Below are 24,225 nucleotides of genomic sequence, written 5' to 3'. Positions count from 1 at the left end.
GTAAGCCGGGGCGGAACGAAATTTCGGACCGAGATCGCCCGTGCCTCCGCCCCGCCGTCCCCTGACCCTGCGCGACGTCTCCGAGGCATCGGGCGTCAGCGAGATGACGGTGAGCCGGGTGCTGCGCGGTATGGGCGATGTCAGTCCCGCCACCCGCGAGAAGGTGCAGGAGGCGGCCAAGCGCCTCGGCTACGTGCCGAACCGGATCGCCGGCTCTCTCGCCTCCAGCCGGGTGAACCTCGTCGGCGTCATCGTCCCGTCGCTGCGCAACATGGTCTTTCCCGAAGTGCTGGCCGGCGTGTCCGAGGTGCTGGCGGGGACCGAGCTGCAGCCGGTCGTCGGCGTCACCGACTACCTCCCCGAGAAGGAGGAGAAGGTCGTCTACGAGCTGCTGTCCTGGCGGCCGTCCGGCGTCATCATCGCCGGCATCGAGCACAGCGACGCGGTCCGCGCCATGCTGCGCAGCGCCGGCTGCCCGGTGGTCGAGATCATGGACACCGACGGCGAGCCGGTGGACGCCTGCGTCGGCATCAGCCACCGCCGCGCCGGCCGCTTCATGGCCGAGGCGATCATCGCCGAGGGCTACCGCCGGATCGGCTTTCTCGGCACCAAGATGCCGCTCGACCACCGCGCGCGGAAGCGGTTCGAGGGCTTCACCCGCACGCTCGGCAAGGCCGGGATCGAGATCGCGGACCAGGAATTCTACTCGGGCGGCTCGGCGCTGGCGAAGGGGCGGGAGTTGACGCGGGCGATGCTGCAGCGCACGCCCGACCTCGATTTCCTGTACTACTCCAACGACATGATCGGCGCCGGCGGCCTTCTGGAGCTGCAGGCGCAGGGGATCGAGGTGCCGGCCCGGATGGGCCTCGCCGGGTTCAACGGGGTGGAACTGCTGGACGGGCTGCCCATGCGTCTCGCCACGATGGACGCCTGCCGGCGCGAGATCGGCGCCAAGGCGGCCGAGATCGTCGCGGGCCGCCACGCCGATCCTGACGCCCCCCACGAGCGGATGGTGGAGCTGACGCCCAAGCTGGACGAAGGCGAGACGCTGCGCCGCCGCTGATCAGTCGCAGCGCTGGTAGGTCGTGGCGAAGCCGGCCTGCACGACGACGAGGCGGCCGTCCGGGCCCTGCATCAGCAGCATCCGCCGGCTCCACTCCTGTCCCTCGCCGGTGCAGACCGCGTCGTAGAGCGTCGCGCCGCCCATGTCGCGGACGTTGACCGGGACCGTCAGGTCGCAGCGCGATTCCCAGAACTCGATGACCGACCCGGACAGCCGTGCCTGCGCGTCCGACACGCCAGCGCACTGGCCGATCTCGTAGAGCCCGTCCGCGACCTGCGCCGCCGCCAGTCCGGGGGCCACTGCGAGTGCCGCCAGCGCTGCGAAGGTCCGTTTCATGCCCGTCTCCATCCCTGCCCGCGGTCACTCTGCCGACGCCGGGCGCCCCTGCCAAGCGCGCGCCCGGCCGAGTCCCCGTCAGCGCGACCCAAGCGCCACGCCGCGGCGCGGGCTCAGATGTCGCGGACCGCGCCCCGCGCGGCGCTGGTCGTCAGCGCCGCATAGGCCCGCAGCGCCGCCGTCACCTTGCGCTTGCGCGGCTGCGCCGGCTGCCAGCCCGCCTCCTCCTGCGCCGCCCGCCGCGCGGCCAGCGTCGCGTCGTCCACGGCGAGGTGGATGGTCCGGGCCGGGATGTCGATCTCGATCACGTCCCCGGTCTCGACGAGGCCGATCAGCCCGCCCTCGGCCGCCTCGGGCGAGACGTGGCCGATCGACAGGCCCGACGAGCCGCCCGAGAAGCGGCCGTCGGTGACGAGGGCGCAGGCTTTCCCCAGCCCCTTCGATTTCAAGTAGCTGGTCGGATACAGCATCTCCTGCATCCCCGGCCCGCCGCGCGGCCCCTCGTAGCGGATGAGGACGACCTCGCCCTCTTTCACCTTGCCGGTGAGGATGCCGCTGACGGCATCGTCCTGGCTCTCGAACACGCGGGCAGTGCCGGTGAAGGTCAGGATCGACTCGTCGACGCCGGCCGTCTTCACGATGCAGCCGTCCTCGGCGAGGTTGCCGTAGAGCACGGCGAGGCCGCCATCCTGGCTGAAGGCGTGGTCGCGGTCGCGGATCACGCCCTTCGCCCGGTCGAGATCCAGCTCGGTGTAGCGGCGCGACTGACTGAACGCGGTCTGCGTCGGCACGCCGCCCGGCGCGGCCATGAAGAAGTCGCGCACGCTGTCGCTGTTGGTGCGCGACACGTCCCAGCGGTCGAGCGCGGCGGCGAGGCTTTCGGCGTGGACCGACCCGACCGACGTGTCGAGGAGGCCGGCGCGGTCCAGCTCGCCCAGGATCGCCATGATGCCGCCGGCGCGGTGGACGTCCTCCATGTGCACGTCGGACTTGGCCGGCGCGACCTTGCACAGGCAGGGCACCTTGCGGGACAGGCGGTCGATGTCGGCCATCGTGAAGTCGACGCCGCCCTCGTGTGCGGCGGCCAGCAGGTGCAGCACCGTGTTGGTCGACCCGCCCATCGCGATGTCGAGGCTCATCGCGTTCTCGAACGCGGCGAAGGTCGCGATGTTGCGCGGCAGGACCGAGGCGTCCTCGCCCTCGTAGTAGCGGCGGGCGAGGTCGACGATCAGGTGCCCCGCCTCCACGAACAGGCGCTGCCGGTCGGCGTGGGTGGCGAGGGTGGAGCCGTTGCCGGGCAGGGACAGGCCAAGCGCCTCGGTCAGGCAGTTCATCGAGTTCGCGGTGAACATGCCCGAGCACGAGCCGCAGGTGGGGCAGGCGGCGGCCTCGATGCTCTGCACTTCCTCGTCGGTGTAGCTGTCGTCGGCGGCCGCGACCATCGCGTCCACGAGGTCGAGCGCCTGCTCCTTGCCCTTGAGGACGACCTTGCCCGCCTCCATCGGCCCGCCGCTGACGAACACGACCGGGATGTTCAGCCGCATCGCCGCATTCAGCATGCCGGGGGTGATCTTGTCGCAATTCGAGATGCAGACCATCGCGTCGGCGCAGTGCGCGTTCACCATGTATTCCACGCTGTCGGCGATGATCTCGCGGCTGGGCAGCGAGTACAGCATCCCGTCGTGGCCCATCGCGATGCCGTCGTCGACGGCGATGGTGTTGAACTCCTTCGCCACGCCGCCGGCCTTCTCGACCTCGCGGGCGACCATCTGGCCGAGGTCCTTGAGGTGGACGTGGCCGGGGACGAACTGGGTGAAGGAGTTGACGATGGCGATGATCGGCTTGCCGAAGTCGCCGTCCTTCATGCCGGTCGCGCGCCAGAGGCCCCGGGCCCCGGCCATGTTGCGTCCATGCGTGGTGGTGCGGGAGCGGTAGTGCGGCATCGGGCGTCCTCCTGTCGGCGAGGGCCGTCATAGACCGCCCGTGCCGCAGGGAAAAGCGTCCCACCGATCCCAGGTCCGTTGCATCACAGTTCAAGGCGCCCTCGCAGACACGGTAGCAGATGGGTTTCGGGAGGTTCGCCCATGTCCTCACCGGAAAGGGGGTGACGGGACCTCGGACCAGACGCTGGCTCCGGCGTTTCTCGGCCCGACGTCCCATCCGTGGCCTTCGGTCCCCCCGACGGCGCCCTTTCCGTTGCGTGCCCGTGCTCTTATACGCCGCCTGACCCTGATCCCGGGAGACCCTGCCATGCTGACCCGCCGCTCCGTCCTCGCCTCCGGCGCCGCCGCCGCCCTCGTCGCCCTGCCCCGCGGGGCCGCCGCCCTCTACGCGCCGACCCCCGGCGACTGGCGCACCTTCCGCGTGACCACGCGCGTCGTGCTGCCGCGCAGCGGCGCCCCGGCGCAGGCCTGGGTCCCCGTGCCCTCCCTCGCCGCCGAAGGCTGGTCGCGGCCGGGCGAGACCACCTGGAGCGCGCCGGACGCGCAGGTGGCGCTGGTGGAGGACGCGGAGCAGGACCTCTCCTTCGTCCACGCCGTCTGGGACGCCGCCGACGCCGACGCGGTGCTGGAGGTCGTCTCCACCGTCGCCACCCGCGACCGCCGCGTCGACCCGGGCGCCGACACCGGCGCGACCCTCACCGAGGCCGAGCGCGCCCGCTACACCGCCCCGACCGACCTCATCCCCACCGACGGCATCGTCCGCGAGACGGCGGAGAGCATCGTCGGCTGGACGTGGAGCGACCGCCGCAAGGCCGAGCGCCTGTATAATTGGGTCGTCGAGAGCACCGAGCGCGATCCCGAGACCCGCGGCTGCGGCCTCGGCGACGTCGCCTCGATGCTGCATACCGGCGACCTGACCGGCAAGTGCGCCGACCTTAACGCCCTGTTCGTCGGCCTCGCCCGCGCCGCCGGCCTGCCGGCGCGCGACCTCTACGGTCTGCGCGTCGCGCCGTCGGCGTTCGACTACCGCAGCCTCGGCGCCGGCTCGTCCGACGTGACCAGGGCGCAGCATTGCCGGGCGGAGGTGTTCCTGGACGGCGCCGGCTGGGTCCCCGCCGACCCCGCCGACGTCCGCAAGGTCGCGCTGGAGGAGCCGCCGGCGGCGCGCCCCCTCGCCGATCCGGTCGTCGCCGACGTCCGCGCCGCCCTGTTCGGCGCCTCCGAGGGCAACTGGATCGCCTTCAACGACGCCCACGACGTGGTGCTGCCCGGCGCCTCCTTCGGCCCGGTGCCGTTCCTGATGTACCCGCAGGCCGAAGTCGGCGGCGCATGGCGCGACGAGCTGTCCCCCGATACCTTCGCCTACACGATCACGGCCGAGGAGGTCGGCTGAGTCGCGTCCCCGGCCGGCGGCGATCCCGCCGGCCGACCGGATCGCGGGGCGGGGGTGGCGTTGGTACCGCCATCTCTCGTCCAGTCCGGGAAAAGTGGTGAGCCGTGCTGGGTTCGAACCAGCGACCTACTGATTAAAAGTCAGTTGCTCTACCAACTGAGCTAACGGCCCACGGGGGAGGCACTTAGTCGGGGCGCCGGAGGGGGTCAAGACCCAAACCGGCGCCTACTGGAAACGGGAGGGCGTTCGGTGTAGAGGCCCGGCCCATGGAAACATCCGCGCCCCCCGGCCTGCCGTTCATGAAGATGCACGGCCTCGGCAACGACTTCGTCGTGATCGACGCCCGGAGCGGCGGCCGGACGGTGGACGCCGCGCTGGCGCGGGCGATGGCGGATCGGCACCGGGGCGTCGGCTTCGACCAGCTGGCGCGGATCGAGGCGGAGGGCGAGGCGCTGAGCCTGACCTTCTGGAACGCCGACGGATCGCTGTCCGCCGCCTGCGGCAACGCCACCCGGTGCATCGCGGCGTGGGAGATGGCGCGGCGGGGGACGGGCGCGCTGACGCTGCTGACCGAGCGGGGAACGCTGTCGGCCCGGCGAGAGGCCGACGGAATGACCTCGGTCAACATGGGCGCGCCGCAGACCTGCTGGCGCGACATCCCGCTGGCGCACGAGGCCGACACGCTGTCCCTGCCGCTGGAGGGCGCGCCGGTGGCGACGGGCATGGGCAACCCGCACTGCACCTTCTTCGTGGACGACGCCGACGCGGTGGACCTGATGCGCCTCGGGCCGAAGTGGGAGCATGACCCGCTGTTTCCGCAGCGCACCAACGTACAGTTCGCGTCTCGGATCGCCCCCGACCGGCTGCGGATGCGGGTGTGGGAACGGGGGACCGGGATCACCCTCGCCTCCGGCTCGTCCTCCTGCGCGGTCGCGGTCGCGGCGCACCGGCGCGGGCTGACCGGCCGTCGGGTGGAGATCGTGCTGGATGGCGGCGAGCTGGTCGTGGACTGGCGCGATGACGGCGTCTGGATGACCGGCCCGGTGGCGCACGTGTTCGACGGGGTCTGGCATGGCTGACGGCGCCCCGATGAAGGACATGGCCGCCCCGATCTTCGCCACCCTCGGCTGCCGCCTCAACGCCTACGAATCCGAGGCGATGAAGGCGCTCGCCGCCGAGGCCGGCGCCCACGGCACCGTCGTCGTCAACACCTGCGCCGTCACCGCCGAGGCGGTGCGCAAGGCCCGGCAGGAGATCCGCCGCCTGCGCCGCGCCCACCCGGACGCGACGCTCGTTGTCACCGGCTGCGCCGCGCAGATCGAACCGCAGACCTTCGCCGCCATGCCCGAGGTCGACCGCGTCCTCGGCAACGCCGAGAAGATGGACCCCGCCGCCTGGGCCGGCCTCGCCGCGGGCGGGACGGAACGGGTGCAAGTCGACGACATCATGTCAGTGACCGAGACGGCCGGCCACCTGATCGACGGCTTCGGCTCCCGCTCCCGCGCCTACGTGCAGATCCAGAACGGCTGCGACCACCGCTGCACCTTCTGCATCATTCCCTACGGCCGCGGCAACTCGCGCTCGGTCCCCGCCGGGGTCGTGGTGCAGCAGATCGGCCGGCTGGTGGCGGCGGGGTACAACGAGGTCGTCTTGACCGGCGTCGACCTCACCTCCTGGGGCGCCGACCTCCCCGGCCGCCCGCCGCTGGGAGACCTGGTGCAGCGCATCCTGAGACTGGTGCCCGACCTGCCGCGCCTGCGCCTGTCCTCCATCGACTCCATCGAGGCCGACCCGGCGCTGATGGACGCGCTGGCCGAGCCGCGCCTCATGCCGCACCTGCACCTGTCGCTGCAGCACGGCGACGACCTGATCCTGAAGCGGATGAAGCGCCGGCACCTGTCGGAGGACGCCGTGAACTTCGTGCAGGAGGCCCGCCGCCGCCGCCCCGACATCGCCTTCGGCGCCGACATCATCGCGGGCTTCCCGACCGAGACCGAGGCGGCGTTCGAGAACTCGCTCCGCATGGTCGAGGCGTGCGACCTCACCTGGCTGCACGTCTTCCCCTACTCGCCCCGCCCCGGCACCCCGGCCGCCCGGATGCCGCAGGTCGACGGCCGCGCGATCAAGACCCGCGCCGCGCGCCTTCGCGCCGCCGGCGAGGCGGCGGCGGCGCGGCACCTGGCGGAGCAGGTCGGCCGCCCGCACCGGGTGCTGATGGAGAGCCCGCGCATGGGCCGGACCGAGCAGTTCGCCGAGGTGGATTTCGCGGCGGATCAGCCGGAGGGGCAGATCGTGGAGGCGACGGTCTCCGCGACGGACGGACAGCGCCTGCTTGCGTAGGGTGGGTGCAACCCACCGGCCGTCCGGCAGTGGTGGGGTCCACCCACCCTATGGACGCACCAGCGCCTCGAGCTCCGGCAACAGGACCACGCTCTCCTGCTCGTGCGGATCGGTCCGGGCGACGACGGCGCGCACCGTCTCGCCCGATGAATTGATCGGCAGGTGCGGCACGTCGGCGGGGATGTAGACCAGATCGCCCGCCTCCGTCTCCATCACGTGCTGCAGCCGCTCGCCCCAGTACATCCGCGCCCGCCCCTCCAGCACGTAGATGGCGGTCTCGTGGGTCGCGTGCTTGTGCGCCTTCGCCCGCCCGCCCGGCGGGATGGTGAGGAGGTGCATACAGATCCCCTGCGCCCCCACCGTCTCGCGCGCGATCCCGGCGAAATAGGAGAAGCCCTGCTTCCCGTCGTAGGCCGAATCAGGGCGGATCTTGCGGCAGTCGGGCATGGCGGCACCTCTGGGAGGCAGAATACCACGACCGACGGCCCGGCGAAGTCCCGACGGAGCGCTCGTGACCGACGTCCGGCCGGCGTATTTGTCGGACATGCAATGGACAGGACTCTCGCACCCCGCCGCCGCCTCACGGGGTCGGCCCGCTATCGGCGACGGGGCTCCGTTGCACGTCGCGGTCATCGGCTCGCCAGCCTGTACCGCGGGACCAGGGCGCCGCACCTTGGTTAACAGCGCGTGAACTGCCCCATTGCATGTCACTCAAATACGCGGCGACCGGACTCCGCCCGCGCGACGCTGCCACTCAGGCGGGCGGGGTCCACATGACCGCCTCGACGCCGGGCGCCCCGGTCGCCAGCGTGACCAGCCGGTCGAACCCCAGCGCGATGCCGCTCGCCGGAGGCATCGCGGAGAGGGCGGCGAGGAAGTCCTCGTCCAGCGGATAGCGCTCGCCGTAGCGGGCGGCCTTGAGGTCCATCTCGGCCTCGAACCGGGCCCGCTGCTCGGCCGGGTCGGTCAGCTCGCCGAAGCCGTTCGCCAGCTCGACGCCGCAGGCATATAGCTCGAACCGCTCCGCCAGTCGCGGATCGCCGGGGACCCGCCGCGCCAGCGCGGCCTCCGCCGCCGGATAGCGGTCGAGCACCGTCGCCCGCCCGTGCCCGAGGCGCGGCTCGACATGGGCGACCAGCAGCTTGGACAGGATGTCCGACCAGTCGTCGTCCGCCGCCGCCATCGGCCCCGCCGCGGCGGCCAGCGCGTCCCGGTCCGTCGTCCCGTCGTCCCGGATCGTGGCGAGGAGGTCGATCCCCGTCGCCGCCGCCAGCGCCTCGTGCAGCGCCACCCGCTCGGGCGCCGCGAACGGATCGCATTCCGCGCTCCGCCAGCGCAGCACGCCGCTCCCCGCCGCCTCCGCCGCGCGGGACAGGATCGCGGCGCAATCCTCCATCAGCGCCTCGTACGGCGCGCCGGCGCGGTACCATTCCAGCATGGTGAATTCCGACGCGTGCAGCGGCCCCCGCTCGCGGTTGCGCCAGACCTTCGACAGCGCGAAGATCCGCGTCTCGCCCGCCGCCAGCAGCTTCTTCATCGCAAACTCGGGAGAGGTGTGCAGGTACCGCGCCGCGGCGCCCCCCGCGTCGTCCAGCGCCAGGGTTTGGAAGGCGTGCAGGTGCGCCTCGTTCCCCGGCGAGACGGCGAGCCCGGCCGGCTCCACCTCGGTGAATCCCTCGGCCGCGAACCAGTCCCGGACCGCCGCCACGATGCGGTTCCGCGCCAGCAGGAGCGGCCGTCGGTCGGCGTGCCGTCCCTCGTCCCACCAGGGCGTGTCGCCCATATGGCCCCCTCTGGCGAAGCCGCCGGATTTCGGGTAGGCGGACGCCCGACCCATTCCCGCGCGCCCTACCGCGCGCCCCGATCCAGGACAAGGAACGCCGCGCCGTGAAAGTCATCGCCTCGCAGGTCCGCAAGGGCAACGTGCTGGAAATCGACGACAAGCTGTACGTCGTCCTCACCGCCCAGAACTTCCACCCCGGCAAGGGCACGCCCGTGACCCAGGTCGACATGCGCCGCATCTCGGACGGCACGAAGGTCTCCGAGCGCTGGAAGACGACCGAGCAGGTGGAGCGGGCCCACGTCGAGGAGAAGCAGTACCAGTTCCTCTACGAGGACGGCGAGGGCTACCACTTCATGGAGCCCGAGAGCTACGAGCAGGTCGCGGTCCATCCCGACGTCATCGGCGACGCCAAGGTCTACCTGCAGGACGGCATGCTGGTGCACCTCGCCACCCACAACGGCGTCGCGATCTCGATCGAGCTGCCGCAGAAGATGACGGTCGAGATCACCGAGACCGAGCCGGTGGTGAAGGGCCAGACCGCGTCCTCGTCCTACAAGCCGGCGATGGTGGACAACGGCCTGCGGGTGATGGTCCCGCCGCACATCGGCGTCGGCACCCGGATCGTCATCAACACCGAGGACAACTCGTACGTGGAGCGGGCGAAGGACTGACGCTGGTCGGGGGTCCGCCCGGAACGCCTCAGGACCACCCGCCCCGGCCCCCGGGCCGGGGCCTCGCGCCGCACGCGGTCCCCCTCCCGGTTCGGGGCCCCGGGTCAGGCCCGGGCCGGGAGCGCCTGGGTAGGGTGGGTGAAACCCACCGCTGCGCCCTGCGCAACCCGTGTCGCCCCCCTCACGCCGGCCGCAACCGCTCCCGCTCCGCCGCCGTCAGCGCGAACGCCTCCCGCCCCTCGAACGCCACAGGTACCAGCTCCCGCCCGTAGCCGGCCCCGCCGTCGATGTTGACGCGGTTCGGATAGGCCTCCGGCGCATCCAGCGCGGTGTGCCCGTGGACGATCAGCGGCCCGTGATCGCGCTCGTCCATGAGGAACGGATCGCGGATCCACAGCAGGTCGTCCTCGTCCTGCGCGTCCAGCGCCACCCCCGGCCGCACGCCCGCATGGACAAAGAGCAACTCGCCCTCCCGGTGCATCAGGGGCCGCTCCTGCAGGAAGCGCAGGTGCGCGTCCGGCACCGCCGCGCGCGCCGCCTCGGCGACCCGTTCCAGCCGGTCGCCGCCGTCGATCTCGACGTCGTAGGACAGCAGCGTCTCGATCCCGCCGTTCGCAGGATGCGCAAACGACGCGGCCTCCGGGTCGGCGTAGGAGGCTAGCGTCCGCTGCCCGCCCAGCGCCCGGTGCAGCCAGCCCTTGCCGGACGCGATCCGGTCGTCGTGCACCTCGCCCATCTCGAGGAACCGCTGGAACATCCGGTCGTGGTTGCCCTTGATCGCCACCCAGTTCCGGCCCGCCGTCAGCCCCTCGACCAGCAGGTCGAGCACCCCGCGCGAGTCCGGCCCGCGGTCGGTGTAGTCGCCGACGAACACCACCCGCGCGTCCGGCCCGCCGTCCGCCTCGATCCGCGCGAGCGCCAGCTCCAGCTGCCCCAGCTGCCCGTGGATGTCGCCGACGGCGTAGAGGGTCACGTCACGAACTCCGATCTGGCATAGCCCTGCAGGAACAGAAGCGCCGAGAGGTCGCCGTGGTTCACGACGATCCGCGCCTGCGCCTGCACCGCGGGCTTGGCGTGCAGCGCCACGCCCGTCCCGGCGCGCCCCAGCATCCCGAGGTCGTTCGCCCCGTCGCCGACCGCCAGCACGTCCGCGGCATCGATCCCCAGCCGCGCCGTCACCTCCTCCAGCGCCGCCACCTTGGCCTCGCGCCCGAGGATCGGCCGCGCCACGTCGCCGGTCAGCCGCCCGCCTTCGGCCAGCAGCACGTTCGCCCGATGCTCATGGAATCCCAGCGCCGCCGCCACCCGCGAGGCGAAGGCGGTGAACCCGCCCGAAACCAGCACCGTGTGCGCGCCCGCCGCCTTCATCGTGGCCACCAGCTCGAACCCGCCCGGCATGTAGGTGATCCGGTGCTCCAGCACGTGGTGGATGACCGCCTCGTCCAGCCCCTTCAGCAGCGCCACCCGCTCCAAGAGCGCGCCCTCGAAGTCGAGCTCGCCGTTCATCGCCCGTGCGGTGATCTCGGCGACGCGCTCGCCGACGCCCGCCTCTGCGGCGAGTTCGTCGATGCATTCCTGCCGGATCATCGTGCTGTCCATGTCGGCCAGCAGCATCCGCCTTCGCCGACCCGCCGCCGGCTGGACGATCAGGTCGGTCCCGCCCGGCTGCAGGTCGGCCCGGACTTCCGCCTCGTTCCCCGGCCGCGCGGGCACGTCGAACTCGGCCACCTCGTCCACCGACAGCCACCGCACCTCGCCCCCGCCCCAGGCGTTGCGCAGCGACTCCACCAGAGCGCCGCTCAGCGCCCGCTCCTCGGGCGAGGTCAGAAGGGTGACGGTGAACATGGATGCGCGCTCCCGGCCGGGTGCCCCTTGTGAAACCCCTCCCGCCGCCGAAGGCAAGCCCGCCCCATTGCTCCTATCTTGCTCCAAATACCTCCGGGGGAGTCGCGGCGCATGCCGCGGCGGGGGCAGCGCCCCCAGCGACCTCACGACGACGCGCTGAAGTTTCCGATAGGCGACACCCGCGCCCCGGTCCCGCGCGAAACCGCACCTCCGCCCCCCGAATCCCGATTGCCGGCCCCCCGCCGCCGCAATAAGCCGTGCGGCGGGACACCCCTCCCCAACGAGGGACGGTGCTCATGCTCGATTTCCTTTGCGTTTTTCGGTGCTTGCGGATTTTGCGCCGGACTTGTGTGCCGGTTCTGTGTCAAACAGGCGGTCGGTGACGGTCGCGTCTTCAAGGGCGTGAGCGTAGATCCGCAGCACCGTCGCCGCGTCCTTCCACCCGCCCCGCTTGGCCACCGTCTTCACGTCAAAGCCGGCCCGGAGCATCGTCGTCGCGAAGCCGTGCCGACAGCAGTGCGGGGTCAGGGCCGCGATCTTCGCCCGCGCCGAGACGTTGTTCCACACCTTCGTCACGCTGCCTCGGCCGGCATAGCCGAACACCAGGTCTGCCGGGTTCCGGTTCGTCGGCAGGTTCGCCAGCGCGGCGACGACACGGGGCGGAAGGTGCGCGGTCCGGACCCACGGGGTCGGCTTCGCCATGCGGATCGTCGCCGTCGCCTCGGAGAGGTCCACGTCGGCCCAGGTGAGCGCGCAGGCTTCCCCGACGCGGGCGCCCGTGCCGAACATGAACAGGGCGAGTGCGGCGAGCTGCGGAAGCCGGTCGGCCGTCGCCTGCGAAGCGAAGTCGTTGATCCATGCGAGGTCGGCCGGCGTCTTCTCTTCCGGCGTCTCCGGGAAGCGCTTCACACTGATCCGGGGGCAGAGGCCCAGTTCGGCCGCGTGGTTGATCGCGGCCTGCGCCGGCTTGATCACCTGCCGGTTCCAGGTCGCCGGGTTGGCGCCGGGGTAGAGCTTTCGGGCCGCCTGCCGGATCACCTCGCCCGTGACGTGCCGGACGGGCGTGTCCCTGAAATGGTCGGCGATGGGTCCGAGGAAGCGGTCGGGCTTGCCGGCGTCGAGGTAGGCGAGGAACGCTTGCGCCATCGTCAGCCCCGCGCCCGGTCCATCGAGATGACGGCGCCATTCCCGGGCTTCGGCTTCCGCCGCGATCCGCTCCGCCCTTTCGCGGTCAGCCGTGCCCGTAGATCGCCGTAGTCGCCTTCCAGCGACGGTCCCGCGGTAGTGCCAGATTTCGCCGCGTCGGTAGAGCGTGAGGGACATGGGCGCGATGCCTCCATAATGGCCGCCACGTCTTCGGGCAGAAAGAACCACGTCGCGCCGATCTTCCGATAGGCGCCGATTTCCTTCGCGCGGTCTTTCAACGTCCGCACCGCCACCCCGAGGTGTGCCGCCAGGTCTTCCGGCGTCGTCGTCTCGGGCAGGAGGGCGGGGCGGGTCATCAGTTGGCGAAGACTTCTTTCAGGGTGTCGAGCCCCTTGCGAAAGCGAGCGGGCAGTTCGGCCATGATCGCGTCGAGGTCGATCACCTCAACCATCGGGAAATCGAGGTCTCCCGCCCACGCTTCGAGCGCCCGCGATGCGTCGGGGCCGCTGAACAGCTTGGAGGCGCCGTCGCTTGCGCGCGCGAAGACGATGTAGCGGTCGCCGTAGCCGCCGGCGTTCGGCGTCGATCCATAGAGCGCCTTGCCCGTCAGGTGGGCCGCGGCGAAGTAAGCGAGGTCCATCGCCAGCTTCCATTCCCAGCCGATCGCGACGAGGCGTTGCGCAAGATGGACGATCATTCCGCCCTGTTGCGAGTAGACCCAGCGTCCGTTGCCGTTGGGATGGGGCTGGCAGATAGAGGCCCCGATTCCGCGCTTGCGCCAGTCGCGCAGTGTATCGACGGGAATGCCGGTGAGTTCGGAAAACTCACCGGCCGGCATGTTGTGGGCGAGAAAGTCCATCACGGGCACTCCGGGAAATGTGTTTCCCGCTCCTTATGCGGGAGATACGTTTCCCGGTCAAGCCCCTGCGCGCTCACTCCGCCGCCAGCCCGGCCGCACCGCAGGGCGAATGTGCTGCAAATGCCCCCACAGCCCGCCCTGCCACTCGCCGACGTGGCACGTTGCCCAGACCGTCGCCGGGTCCGGCAAGCCGTCCTCGCCCGTGGCGAACGAGAAGCCCCGGACATGACCGGGCGCCGTCTCCCGCAGGATGTGCCCGATCTGCCGGACATGAGCGACGATCGCCGCCTCAGCTGGAGGAAGGGTGCCGGCCAGCGCCGGGGCGCCGTCGAAGGGCGGCACGAAGGGAACGGCGGCGGCGCCGAGGATCAGCTCGCGGCGGTTCATCGGGCCGCCTCCATCGCGCGATGCGCCACCTTGAGCGCCGCCCGCTGGCAGCGCACCGCCTGCCGCAGGCTGATGAAGTCGAGGGCGCCCGTCTCGATCTAGTCCAGGGCGAGGCGCAGGTTATCGCGGATTTCGGCGCGGTCGGCGTCGGACAGGACGTGCCGCGTCTTGGTCATCGTGTTCATGGGGTCGGTCTCTCGGTTGCGGCTTCTCACGGCCGATGCCCGTGGCGGACGGGCGCCGGGGCGGTGAGAACCTGCCGAGAGACAGGCGCGACGATTTCCCCGCGAGGGTCTTGTATGGCGCCGCAGCCCCGGCCTATGGTGGCCGTGGTCGCGCGCACGCCAATGCTCGCGTCGTTCGACAGGGATCGCGCCAACGATGTCTGTCTATCTCGGTCCGGGTTCTCACGCCCACGGACATATTTCCGCAGATTGCTCGGCCAGGTCAAGCCCTCCGGGCGGCACCCGGTAACATATGCGGCCCGGCGGTGGACCCGTCTACGCGCGTAGACGGGTGGACTCGTCTTGACGAGAGGCAATCGAGCATTCCAAACTTGGGCGACACAGCACGGCGGAGATATGCAATGCGGATTTTTCTCGTTATCGCGGCGCTGTTGTCCGCCGGTCCTATCCAAGCTGATTACTCCAACCATCGTGCAAGTCTGTTGTATGCAACCCGGCCGTGCGGCGAAGTGATCTATATCATTGACGGCTCGTGGACTGACGCAACCGATATCGCGTTACAAGGTATGACTTGGGGCTATCTGATTGGATATGATCGCGCGATTGGTGGTCTACACACAAATAGAAGCACTACGCTAGAACGGTTTCGCGCTACTTGCGCCGCTAATCCGCGTGCGACGGGTCAACAGATTCTTCAATCCCTAGCAGGTTAGAGTAGCGGCAGCCTCAGCGCCCTCAGTAACTACCCCTCCGCCATCACGTCCCCGCCCAGCGCCCGGTAGGCGGCCACCGCCGCCTCCCTGATCTCCTTCCTCGCCCCCTTCTCGATCGTGATCGCGCTGGTCTTGCGCGACGACCGCGCCCGCGGCGGCCAGAGGTCGAAGTCGCCCGAGTCGTAGCGGGCCAGGGTGCAGTCCAGAAGCGCCACGGGGCCGATCTGCACGTCGAGGGCGGCGACACAGGCGATGCCTGTAGCCGTGATGTGCGGATCACGATGCAGCGTCATGCTGAGGATCTTGAAACCGCCCATCAGTCCGGCCCCTTCAAGGCTTCCGACCAGTCCAGCGCGCCGAACACCGCCGCCACCGCCGCCGGCCCGAGGCCGGCGTCCTTGGCCTGCGCGAGCGCCTGGATCATGCCCGCCGCCGCGCGTGCCGATCCGCCCGCGTCGAAGCTCTGCAACGGCCGGTGAACGTCGATCGCCACGGGGCCGCCCAGCTTGCCGGACGCTTCCTCCGCCAGCAGCTCCGCCATCGGCTGCAACACCCACGTCGCCAGGTGCCTCTGCGCCTCGCGGATAAGCGGCCCCTGCGCCTTGTCGGTCAGCATCGCCGGCAGCACTCCGAACGCCGCCAGGACGCCGGCCTGCGCCGCCTCCAGGCTCTCCCGCGTCATGCTCTTGGACAGGTCCGGCGACAGGTCGCGGGGTTGCCAGTCCACTGTCGGCGTCGGCCCGCCCGCGGCCGAGACGTTCACGCTCTCCCGCACCAGCACCCGGCCGCGCGAGCCGCGGAACGAACGCGTCAGCCGCTCCATCTGCGGCGCGTCCGTCTCGGGGAACGGCACGATCTGCGAGCCGAGGGGGGCGGTGTCGTACACCTCCCCCAGCGCCGTCTCCAGGGCGTGCAGCAGGCTCGCCGTCAGCCGGGCCCGCCGCAGCGGCGCGGACCCCGCCCACGGCGCCGAGATGTCGACCGATCCGCGGAAGTGCAGCACCTCGGCCGCCAGCGCCGTCCGGCGCGTCCCGCCGCCCGCGTCCGGCACCGACAGGCGGTAGGCCCGCGGCTCGCCGTCGCGGGTCGAGATGTCCCAATCGGACACCGGCACCACACGGTCGCCGTCGATCAGCCACACCGCCTCGCCGCGTAGCGCCAGCGCCCGCGCCGTGCGGGCCATCGTGGCGCGAGTCAGCATCGGTGCCCCGTCCACATCGGCGAGGGCGAAGGCGCCTTCCCAGAGGCTCACGCACGTCTGGACGGTGCCGGTCAGCTCGGCCAGTCCGGACGATCCGCTGATATACGCCTCGCGCGCCGCCATGATCGCGGCGGTGTAGCCGGCACCGGAGGAACGCGCCTCCACCGGCTCTTTCCGCCGGAACAAGTCCATGAAGCCCATCACGCGGCCCTCCGCCACGGGCGCAGCAGGTCCGCCGCGCCGCTGTTCACCATCGCCCGCGCCGCCCAGGTCGCGGTGCGCTCGAATCCGATCTTGAGCGAGCCGCCGATCGCAGTATCCACGCCCGCCGCGCCGGCCCGGCCGTGCGTCAGGTCATAGACCCCGATCTCGGCCGAATACTCCGCCAGCCGCCGGAACGCCTCCAGGACCGCCGCCGGCACGTCGGGATCGCCCCCGCCCACGGTCGCCGTGATGCGATAGGGGCCGTCGCCGGCCATCTCGAAGCCGTAGGGGCCGGCCGTGAGGGTCAGCGATGACCAGGCACCGCTTTCCCACACCTCGGCCGAGGTCACGGTCGCGGGCGCCAGCGGCACCGTCCAGGCGCCTTCGCCCTCCACCGTCCACACCACCTCGCGGGCCGTCCAGCGAACGGAGGTCCACGCCTCGATCCGCTGCCAGAGCGGCGCCGGGTCGAGGGCCGCCGCCTTCGCCGAGAGGCCCGCCGGGGCGTCCGGATACTCGTCCGGGATCGCCTCCACCTGTTCCACCGTCACCGCCATCTTGCCGCCCCCGAATAGCGCCTCGGGACCGCCACTCCCTTCGGCGTGAGTTCCCAGGACCGTTCCTCCGCCTGCGCCTCGCGGTAGGCCGCGACCGTGACGAAGCTCAGTTCGTACAGCAGCGCCGCGAAGATGGTGCGGATCAGCGCGCGGCCCTCGGACGGGTCCTCTTCCTCCACCTTCTCGGCGTCCGGCACCGTGACCGGCGGCGGGATGCGGAAGCCGGGCGATACGCCGCGGATCAGCCCCGCCGCGAAGGCGCCGAGGAAATCGGCCCCATAGGGCGTGTCGACCACCTCCGGCACTATCTCGGCGTCGAACGTGACCGCCTCGGCGCTGTCGCGAATGTCGAGGGTGCCGGCCCCGCGCGAGGCGAGGGGCCGGTCGTAGGAGTGCCCGACCAGGACGTGGATATCCTCGTCAGGTCGGTCGATCCGGTAGGCGAACGCACGGGGGGCGATCACCTCTTTGCGCGGGCGCCCGGCCTTGCCGCCATCGGACAAGACCGCACGCCGATTGTAAGGGAACGTGCCCCGCAAGCGGCGCGCTTTTCCGCGCCCCGCCCGCAGTTCAAGTTCGCCTCCGAAGGGGGCGCCCGTCAGCATCACTCCGCCGCCTCGATCTGGATTCCGGTCAGCAGCTCCAGTTGCGCGGGCCGCGCTACGGTCACGTCCATCGTGGCCAGCGCCGTGATCCGCAGCCCACCCGACTGCGCGTCGGTGTAGGGGTCGCGGATCAGATCCACGGCGCCCCATTTCCCGACGAAGATCGGGGGCACGCCGCCGGCCGAGGTCGTCAGCAGCGACGACACCGCCAGCGGGTCGCCCGCCGGATCGGCGAGGGCGTTGTGCGACATGGCGATGTTGCCGGCCGGGATCGACTTGAGCAGCCGGTCCCATTCCGTGATCGCGGTGCCGGTGACATAGGCGCCGTCGAAGGCGTCCCACATCTCGGGCCGGATCAGCGCCCGGACGCCGCCGGGGCCGTTCGACGCGCTCGCGGTCATGAACCGCACCACCGCCGCCCGGAAGGCCGCCCAGGTGCCGGCCGCGCCGATCGCGGTCGAGCTGATGCCGTAGGTCGCGGCGCCCGCGATCACGCCCAGCGGCTCGCCGGAGGCACCGGAGCCGAGGAACACGACGCGATCCATCTCCACCGAGATTGCCGAGTTCATGTCCCGCCGCACCGCCGCCTCCAGGGCCGCGCCGGACTGCTTCAACGCCTTCCGCGTGATCTTCATCTGGCAGCCGAGGGTGTGATCCGGCGCCAGTGCGCGGTCGGTCGTCTGGAACGCCTGCGCGGCGCCCGTGCTGCCCGTCTCCGACGACTGCCAGGCGACGGTCGCGCCCTGCGTCACCACCGGCCACTCCACCTCGCCGTGGTCGATGCTGACCATCTGCGCGCCCATGCGGGCCGCCACGCTGTCGGGAAACAGGCGGTCGATGATCGGCCGAGTCTCGATCGGGTCGGGCGTGCCGGTCGAGACGGTCTCGCCGGCCCGCTGTTCCAGCGCCTCCCACGGCACCGGGACGCCGCGGTAGCCGCCGGACTCGCGCAGCTCCGTCACGATCTCGGCCGTCCGTCCGGTCATCGCCCGGCCCTCGTCCAGGTGGAGCGCCACCTGCCGCAGCTCGAAACCGGCGACCATCTGCGCCCACTCGCGATCCGCGCGAGTCTCCAGCTCGGCGCCCGCCTCGCGGCGTTCAGTGTCCTCGGCCACCAGGGCCGCCCGGAACCGGGTCTCGTTGGAACGATACTCGCGGTCGAGTTCGTCCATCTGGCGCGTCTCGTCCTCGGAGGGCGCCTCTTTCGCCACCAGCCCCGAGAGGGTCTGGCGGATTTCCGACTGCCGCCGGCTGATCTTCACAGAGTCGAGCATGGGATTTCCTTTCACTGCTCGTTGAGGCCCGAACGGGCCAGCTTCTTCCACGCCTCGCGGGCGGGGTTCTCACGGCCGAGGCCGATTTCGACGCGGGTTTTTCGGGAATGGCAGCGGCAGCAAAGCGTCTGCAGGTTGCCCATGTCCCAGGCGAGTTCCGGCCAGTCGCGGACCGGCTTCACGTGATCCACCTCCAGGCGGGTCCGGGCGCCGCACAGGACGCATGCCCAGCCGTCGCGATCCTTCACCGCCTCGCGGAGCGCCTTCCACCGGGGCTGGCGCGTAATCCGGCGCGAGTGCGCCGCGTATTGCTTGCGGAGGTTCATGCCCAGAACACCCTCCCGGCCTTGCGCTCGCCGCGCGCGGTGATCCGGGCGCCCTCGGCCACCGCCAGGACCGCCGCCGCCGCCGCGTCGATCCGGCCGAGGCTGCGCGCCTTCGCGAGCTTCATGTTGTTCGCGGGGTCGCGCAGGACGACGGCATCGGCCATCGCCGAGCGCAGCAGCAGCGACGGCGCCGTGATCACCTGCCCGTCGAAGGCGGCGCGACGGAAGCGGTCCACGTCCTCGCCGCCGTCCTTGAAGCCCATGCCGCGCCAGATGATCGGGCACCTTACGCCCGCCCGGTCCATCGCCTCGCCGAGTTCGGCTTGCTTGAAGCGGTCCGCGATCAGGGCCGAGACGGGTTCGCCCTCGATATGGCGCATCACCTCGGCCAGCCACGGCGCCACCGGCACCGTCGCCGCGCCCAGCGTCGTCAGCTCGCCGCGCTCGCCCATCTCGACATACCGGGCGCCGACGCCATCGGCCTGCCCGCGGTCGAGTAGGCCCGGCTGCGACGGGAACCAGCCCCGCACCTCCAGGCGGCCCGACTCGGGCCAGTACAACGCCGCCGCCGTCATTGATGCGGAGCCGCCGAGGTCGATCCCGACCACCACCGATCCGGTGCGCGCCGGCACGTCGCCTGCTTCGCAGGCGAGCCACTCGTCCACCGTCAGCAGCACGTCCCGGTTTTCGGCCGAGACGCGCTCATTGCGGTTGTAGAGGCGGAAGCTCGTCAGGGTGCTTCCGCCGCGCTTGATCGCCCGGCGCGCCTGCCCCTCCAGCCACTCCAGAGAGGCGCCGATGCCATAGGCCGCGCCGGGGTTCGCTTCCCGGATGCTGGCGAGGTCATCGGCCGGCAGGCCGGGCGGGGGGCGGTGTTCCTGCCGGTAGACGCCGGGCGCGTCCTCGTCCAGCCAGACGCTGAACGGGTGCGCGTCCGAGGCGGCCGAGGTCGAGATGATCAGCGCCCGCCCGCCCCGCTTGCCGAGGCCGGACAGCAGCGCGTGTTCCAGCGCATCCCCCTTGTCCGCCGGCCAGTGCCCGCGCTCGTCCAGGATCGCCAGCGTCGGCGAGGTGCCGAGGATGGTCCGCCCGTCCGCCGCGATCGCGCGGATCAGATGCGGCCCCGTCTCGTCCTCCAGCTCGATCTCCAGCCGCGGCGACTTGCGGAGCGTCAGGCGCCCCCGCACCTCGTCCGGCAGGCTGTCGGCCAGGCCGACGATGTAGTCGAAGACCACACGCGCCTGATCCCGCGAGTTCGCGGCCAAGAGGACTTCCCGGCGGGGCTGCGCGTCGATCTCGCCGAGAAGCGCCGCCAGCGCCACGCCGCCGGACAGGGCCGACTTGCCGTTGCCCCGGCCGACCGACAGGACGCCCACGTTCACCCCGTCGGCGAGCGCGCCGTCGATGAACCGCTTCTGAAACGGGGCCAGATTGAGCGGCTTGCCAGCCGAGGGGCCGGTCGGCACCTTTAGGGAGGCAATGAACCGCTTGGCGGAATTGGAAGGTTTCATCCTTCTGCCTCGCAACAACGAGAGGGGCAAGAAATGGACTGGTTGGGCTTTATAATGCAATTCCAGACTGCAATTGTCGGACTAATTGGATTTAGCGGAGTTATAGCGGCCCAACTTTTGAATGGGTATTTGGCGAGGAAAAGAGACGAGAACCTCCTTGCCTCGAAACGGAGGGCCACCACCGAAGCAGTCAAGGCAGAGTTGATGAACGCTGCGGAGTACTTTCGAAGAACGAGTGGTATGGACGGTCCTAAAGCCGATGAACTCGCATATCGCGCAAGGTCTCGGAGAACCGTGACATTATCGATGATGTCGGAAATGGGGTACGTCAACACTACATCTTTAACTGAGGTCTTAAGTGCTCTCGCTGCCATCGATGCAATAGATGGAAACCTTTCCTTTGTAGCATCCGATACGAACGAAACGCATCTTGCGTTCGACACAGCTGGATGGACGATCGCCCGACGAGTCTTTGAGAAGGCGGCGGTGCAAATGGAGGCCGCGGCGAGGTTGCTCAAGGTGGACCTTTGAGTTGTGAGCGAGAGAGGAAGACCGCGCCCCCCGAAGCCCCCCCACCCGCAGCGCCGGGCATTGGGACCAATCTGAACGGGCGCGCGCCGCCTCGAAGGGGCGCGCAGCCCGTAGGGGGTATGGGGGTGTGTGTGGCTAGGGGGTTGAAGGGGGGATGAATAGGGGGATGAAGGCACTTGCGAACCGGGGGTGAAGGGGGGGGATGAAGGGGGGTTGAAGGCGTTCACTGGTCGGCCCTCGCGATGAAGGACACGCGCCGGGAGGCCGGGCCATCCTCGGCCTTGCGGATGATCCCGCGGCTGAACAGCGTCTCCATCGCCGCCCCGAAAGCCCGCTTGGAGATGCCCTCGGCGTCGGGGTGAGCGGCGAACACCTTGGGGGCGTAGGTCGTGCCGCCTGCCGCGTTCACCCGCCGGCCCTGCGCCGTCATCTCGTCCAGGAGCGCCAGGAACACCCGCTCGGCCTTCGCGCCGGCCGCCATCTTGTCGAGGCCTTGCGGCTGTTCCTGCGCCCGGAAGGCGCCGGCTTCCCACCGGACGTTGATCTCGCCGCCGACCCGCCCGTAGTTCGCCTTCATCGTCCGCAGGACGCGGGCGTCGGGGTCGGGCTCATAGCCGTCATCGGCGATGCGGGAGAGGTACAGGCGGGACCGGACGCTGTTGTTCCAGGCGGTCGAACCTGACGCCCCCGTGCCCGACGCCATGCCGGTGAGGGACGGATGCCCCAGCAGCATCACCGCGCACCGCCGCTTGATCGCCAGCCCCCGGAGGATGCCGACGAACTGACGGACCTTGGCGCGGTCGTTCTCGTTCGCGGGATACACGTCGGCGAGCGTGTCGATCACGATCAGCGCCGGGGCCTCCTCGGCCGCCTGCGCGTCCAGCTCCTTGAACAGCTCGGACGCGATCAGCTCGATCTGCGTCTCCATCGCCAGCAGGGCGCTTTCCCCCGCCAGTGACCGGAGGGTGAGGCCCGACACGTCGTCATAGCTGCGGCCCTCGGCGCGCAAGATATCGTCCAGGCGGCGGTGCAGCTCGTCGTCGTCGTCTTCGGCCGAGAGGTAGATCGCCCGGCCCGCGGTCACGGCGTTGCCGATCCATCCCGTCTGCGCCGCCACCGCCACCGCCAGTTGCAGGGCCAGCAGGCTCTTGCCGGTCCCGCCGTCGCCGCTGAACAGCGTCACGGTCTTCTGCGGCACCAGGTCGTGCACCAGCCATTGCCGGGGCGGGACCGCCTTCCCCTTGAGCGCGGCGGCCGAGTAGAAAGCCGACGTCCGGGCGTTCGGGTCCGGGGCGCCAGCGGCGAGAAACGCCTCGTCCGAGTCGTCGCTCGGCCCGATCCCAAACCAGGTGCCGTCCGTGCCGTCGTACTGCTCTTGCCAGCCGTTGTGGATGCGCCGCGCACCATCCGCCGGGCCGGTCCGGCGGCGGTCGAGGCGGCGCTGAAAGTCGGTGTAGACGTTCACGCCGCGTCCCTCCCCTGCGCGAAGGCAAGGAAGTCCTCGCGGTCCATCCGGGGCAGCGCGTTGAAGATCGCGGCGAGGTAGGCCCGCAGCTCGTCCGGCGAGGCCCGGCTCGTCCACCACTCCGCATCCTCAAGCGGGTCCGTCCAAGGGGGCATCGGGGCACCGGCCGCCGGCAGGGCGGTCATCACCACCGCCATCGCGTCGTCAGGGTCGAGGCTGCGCAGCGAGGCCCAGGCCATCGCCGCCCGCTCGCTCGCCGTCAGCCGGGCGGCGCAGACCAGGGCGAAGGCGTCCCAGCCGTCGAAGTCGTGCGTCGTGAGGGCGAAGCCCAGCATCCGGGAGGCGCGGACGTGTTCACGCTTGGCCAGGGCAGAGAAGGACCGCGGCGCGTTCATGCCGCCACCCCCCAGTGAAGGGTGATAATAGGCCGGGGAACATCGCGCGAACCGGCTGTGTCAGATTTGTGCCGATAGGAAACTTCCGTTCCCGCTTCGTCCCGCATTTCGACGCAGGCACCTGCAAGGAAGGCATCGGCGGATATTGCGGAAATGCTGGGGGCGGCGTAGTCCCGGCGGCGGGACACCCCTCCCCAACGAGGGGCGTATATCTGTGAGGGTATCAGAGATGGTCACCGACATCCCGGCCGCGCGGCCGGCCACGAAACCCGTGAATCCGCGCTTCTCCTCCGGCCCCTGCGCCAAGCCCCCCACCTGGACGCCCGAGGCGCTCGCCTCCGCCCCGCTCGGCCGGTCGCACCGCGCCGGCATCGGCAAGGAGCGGCTGAAGCGCGCCATCGACCTGACGGCCGAGATGCTCGGCGTGCCCGAGGGTTACCGCGTCGGCATCGTGCCGGCCTCGGACACCGGCGCGGTCGAGATGGCGATGTGGTCGCTGCTCGGCGCCCGCCCCGCGACGATGCTGGCGTGGGAGAGCTTCGGCGCGGGCTGGGTCACCGACGTGGTGAAGCAGCTCAAGCTGGACGCGCAGGTGACGACCGCCGAGTACGGCCGGATCGTCGACCTCGCCGCCGTGGACTGGGACACCGACGTCGTCTTCACCTGGAACGGCACCACCTCGGGCGTCCGCGTCCCGAACGGCGACGCGATCCCGGCGGACCGCGCTGGCCTCACGATCTGCGACGCGACCTCGGCCGCCTTCGCGCAGGACCTGCCGTGGGACAAGCTCGATGTCGTCACCTTCTCCTGGCAGAAGGTGATGGGCGGCGAGGCGGCGCACGGGATGATCGTCCTCTCCCCCCGCGCCGTCGAGCGGCTGGAAAGCTACACCCCCGCCTGGCCGCTGCCCAAGATCTTCCGCCTCACCAAGGGCGGCAAGCTTATCGACGGCATCTTCAGGGGCGAGACGATCAACACGCCTTCGATGCTGTGCGTCGAGGACTACCTGTTCGCGCTGGACTGGGGCCAGTCGATCGGCGGCCTGCCGGCGCTGATCGCCCGCGCCGACGCCAACGCCCGCGCGATCTGGGACTTCTGCGACGCCCGCGACTGGATCGCCAACCTCGCCGAGGATCCGGCCACGCGGTCGAACACCAGCGTCTGCCTGCGCTTCACCGACCCGCGCATCGCCGACGGCGCGGCCTTCGCCAAGGCGGTCGCCAAGCGGCTGGAGGCGGAGGGCATCGCGCTCGACGTCGGCGCCTACCGCGACGCGCCGCCAGGCCTGCGCATCTGGTGCGGCGCGACGGTCGAGACGGCGGACATCGAGGCGATGCTGCCGTGGTTGGACTGGGCGTTCCACGCCGAGATCGCGGCGCAGGCGGCCGCAGCCTGACAACCTGATTTCAGGGCCAAATTTCTAGAAATTTGGCCCGGACACAGAAGGAAATTCGTCGAATTTCCTTCGCTCTCCCTTCGAAGGACTGACCAC

At 70.7% G+C, this 24,225-nt stretch carries 25 protein-coding genes and 1 tRNA gene; 7 read left to right on the top strand and 19 right to left on the bottom strand.

The features are described 5' to 3' along the window. Positions 1-40 precede the first annotated feature (40 nt). Positions 41-1,063, top strand: a complete 1,023-nt coding sequence (locus A37W_RS0112050) for a LacI family DNA-binding transcriptional regulator (protein WP_018303293.1) — start codon at positions 41-43, stop codon at positions 1,061-1,063. Here A37W_RS0112050 and A37W_RS21675 read toward each other — a convergent pair whose 3' ends face one another. After that, on the bottom strand, positions 1,064-1,399 hold the full coding sequence (locus A37W_RS21675; protein WP_047772191.1) for a hypothetical protein: 336 nt from the start codon (positions 1,397-1,399) through the stop codon (positions 1,064-1,066). Positions 1,400-1,512: 113 nt separating this feature from the next. Next, complete coding sequence (gene ilvD, locus A37W_RS0112040; protein WP_018303291.1) at positions 1,513-3,342, bottom strand: dihydroxy-acid dehydratase; 1,830 nt, start codon at positions 3,340-3,342, stop codon at positions 1,513-1,515. A 307-nt stretch (positions 3,343-3,649) separates the two neighbouring features. Between ilvD and A37W_RS0112035 the strand changes: the two genes are divergently transcribed. After that, positions 3,650-4,735, top strand: a complete 1,086-nt coding sequence (locus A37W_RS0112035) for a transglutaminase-like domain-containing protein (RefSeq protein ID WP_018303290.1) — start codon at positions 3,650-3,652, stop codon at positions 4,733-4,735. A gap of 95 nt (positions 4,736-4,830) precedes the next feature. Here the strand turns inward: A37W_RS0112035 and A37W_RS0112030 are convergent. Then, a tRNA-Lys gene (locus A37W_RS0112030) sits at positions 4,831-4,906 on the bottom strand. Between the two features lie 95 nt (positions 4,907-5,001). Between A37W_RS0112030 and dapF the strand changes: the two genes are divergently transcribed. Both dapF and mtaB read left to right on the top strand, forming a co-directional pair. After that, a complete protein-coding gene (gene dapF, locus A37W_RS0112025; RefSeq protein ID WP_018303289.1) occupies positions 5,002-5,814 on the top strand; it encodes a diaminopimelate epimerase in 813 nt (270 codons plus the stop codon). Positions 5,815-5,833: 19 nt separating this feature from the next. Next, on the top strand, positions 5,834-7,075 hold the full coding sequence (mtaB, locus tag A37W_RS0112020) for a tRNA (N(6)-L-threonylcarbamoyladenosine(37)-C(2))-methylthiotransferase MtaB (RefSeq protein WP_018303288.1): 1,242 nt from the start codon (positions 5,834-5,836) through the stop codon (positions 7,073-7,075). A gap of 48 nt (positions 7,076-7,123) precedes the next feature. Here the strand turns inward: mtaB and A37W_RS0112015 are convergent, their stop codons facing one another. Continuing rightward, positions 7,124-7,522 (bottom strand): cupin domain-containing protein, encoded by a 399-nt coding sequence (locus tag A37W_RS0112015; protein WP_018303287.1) that lies wholly within the window; start codon positions 7,520-7,522, stop codon positions 7,124-7,126. Positions 7,523-7,829: 307 nt separating this feature from the next. After that, entirely contained in the window at positions 7,830-8,858 is a 1,029-nt protein-coding gene (epmA, locus tag A37W_RS0112010) for an EF-P lysine aminoacylase EpmA (protein ID WP_018303286.1), read from the bottom strand. Between the two features lie 104 nt (positions 8,859-8,962). On the opposite strand from epmA, the gene efp reads away from it, so the two are divergent. After that, a complete protein-coding gene (gene efp / locus A37W_RS0112005; protein WP_018303285.1) occupies positions 8,963-9,529 on the top strand; it encodes an elongation factor P in 567 nt (188 codons plus the stop codon). A gap of 181 nt (positions 9,530-9,710) precedes the next feature. Here efp and A37W_RS0112000 read toward each other — a convergent pair whose 3' ends face one another. The 12 genes from A37W_RS0112000 to A37W_RS0111940 all read right to left on the bottom strand — a co-directional run bounded on the left by A37W_RS0112000 (position 9,711) and on the right by A37W_RS0111940 (position 20,342). Next, on the bottom strand, positions 9,711-10,502 hold the full coding sequence (locus A37W_RS0112000) for a metallophosphoesterase family protein (protein ID WP_018303284.1): 792 nt from the start codon (positions 10,500-10,502) through the stop codon (positions 9,711-9,713). Beyond that, complete coding sequence (serB, locus tag A37W_RS0111995) at positions 10,499-11,374, bottom strand: phosphoserine phosphatase SerB (protein WP_018303283.1); 876 nt, start codon at positions 11,372-11,374, stop codon at positions 10,499-10,501. The genes A37W_RS0112000 and serB overlap by 4 nt, the downstream gene beginning before the upstream one ends. Positions 11,375-11,668: 294 nt before the next feature. After that, the gene (locus tag A37W_RS0111990) at positions 11,669-12,697 is read right to left on the bottom strand and encodes a tyrosine-type recombinase/integrase (RefSeq protein ID WP_026198462.1); all 1,029 of its coding nucleotides are present in this window, start codon (positions 12,695-12,697) and stop codon (positions 11,669-11,671) included. A gap of 178 nt (positions 12,698-12,875) precedes the next feature. Beyond that, positions 12,876-13,379 carry a MerR family transcriptional regulator gene (locus tag A37W_RS0111985; RefSeq protein ID WP_018303280.1) on the bottom strand — a complete coding sequence of 168 codons (504 nt, stop codon included), beginning with the start codon at positions 13,377-13,379 and terminating at the stop codon, positions 12,876-12,878. 57 nt (positions 13,380-13,436) lie between these two features. Then, positions 13,437-13,766, bottom strand: coding sequence for a hypothetical protein (locus A37W_RS0111980; RefSeq protein ID WP_018303279.1), 330 nt, complete (start codon positions 13,764-13,766; stop codon positions 13,437-13,439). Positions 13,767-14,693: 927 nt separating this feature from the next. Then, entirely contained in the window at positions 14,694-14,981 is a 288-nt protein-coding gene (locus tag A37W_RS0111970) for a hypothetical protein (protein WP_018303278.1), read from the bottom strand. Beyond that, complete coding sequence (locus A37W_RS0111965) at positions 14,981-16,084, bottom strand: phage portal protein (protein ID WP_018303277.1); 1,104 nt, start codon at positions 16,082-16,084, stop codon at positions 14,981-14,983. Before A37W_RS0111965 ends, A37W_RS0111970 begins: the two co-directional genes overlap by 1 nt. Beyond that, entirely contained in the window at positions 16,066-16,626 is a 561-nt protein-coding gene (locus tag A37W_RS0111960) for a hypothetical protein (protein ID WP_018303276.1), read from the bottom strand. Before A37W_RS0111960 ends, A37W_RS0111965 begins: the two co-directional genes overlap by 19 nt. Further along, a complete protein-coding gene (locus A37W_RS0111955) occupies positions 16,617-17,090 on the bottom strand; it encodes an HK97 family phage prohead protease (protein ID WP_018303275.1) in 474 nt (157 codons plus the stop codon). Before A37W_RS0111955 ends, A37W_RS0111960 begins: the two co-directional genes overlap by 10 nt. 140 nt (positions 17,091-17,230) lie before the next feature. Further along, positions 17,231-18,505 carry a phage major capsid protein gene (locus A37W_RS0111950; protein ID WP_018303274.1) on the bottom strand — a complete coding sequence of 425 codons (1,275 nt, stop codon included), beginning with the start codon at positions 18,503-18,505 and terminating at the stop codon, positions 17,231-17,233. 11 nt (positions 18,506-18,516) lie between these two features. Then, positions 18,517-18,831, bottom strand: coding sequence for an HNH endonuclease (locus A37W_RS21670; protein ID WP_018303273.1), 315 nt, complete (start codon positions 18,829-18,831; stop codon positions 18,517-18,519). Further along, on the bottom strand, positions 18,828-20,342 hold the full coding sequence (locus A37W_RS0111940; protein ID WP_018303272.1) for a terminase large subunit domain-containing protein: 1,515 nt from the start codon (positions 20,340-20,342) through the stop codon (positions 18,828-18,830). The genes A37W_RS21670 and A37W_RS0111940 overlap by 4 nt, the downstream gene beginning before the upstream one ends. 33 nt (positions 20,343-20,375) lie before the next feature. Here A37W_RS0111940 and A37W_RS23750 point away from each other — a divergent pair, with 33 nt between their 5' ends. Continuing rightward, a complete protein-coding gene (locus A37W_RS23750) occupies positions 20,376-20,873 on the top strand; it encodes a hypothetical protein (RefSeq protein WP_156169149.1) in 498 nt (165 codons plus the stop codon). A gap of 223 nt (positions 20,874-21,096) precedes the next feature. On the opposite strand, the gene A37W_RS0111935 is transcribed toward A37W_RS23750, so the two are convergent. Then, positions 21,097-22,338 (bottom strand): AAA family ATPase, encoded by a 1,242-nt coding sequence (locus A37W_RS0111935; protein ID WP_018303271.1) that lies wholly within the window; start codon positions 22,336-22,338, stop codon positions 21,097-21,099. Next, a complete protein-coding gene (locus A37W_RS22850; protein ID WP_018303270.1) occupies positions 22,335-22,733 on the bottom strand; it encodes a hypothetical protein in 399 nt (132 codons plus the stop codon). The genes A37W_RS0111935 and A37W_RS22850 overlap by 4 nt, the downstream gene beginning before the upstream one ends. Before the next feature lie 229 nt (positions 22,734-22,962). Between A37W_RS22850 and A37W_RS0111925 the strand changes: the two genes are divergently transcribed. After that, complete coding sequence (locus tag A37W_RS0111925) at positions 22,963-24,129, top strand: phosphoserine transaminase (RefSeq protein ID WP_018303269.1); 1,167 nt, start codon at positions 22,963-22,965, stop codon at positions 24,127-24,129. Positions 24,130-24,225 lie beyond the last annotated feature (96 nt).

The organism is Wenxinia marina DSM 24838 (assembly GCF_000379485.1).
GTDB classification, from domain to species: domain Bacteria; phylum Pseudomonadota; class Alphaproteobacteria; order Rhodobacterales; family Rhodobacteraceae; genus Wenxinia; species Wenxinia marina.
Note: the sequence above shows the minus strand (reverse complement) of the source record. Positions and strands in the feature narration are given on the sequence as shown.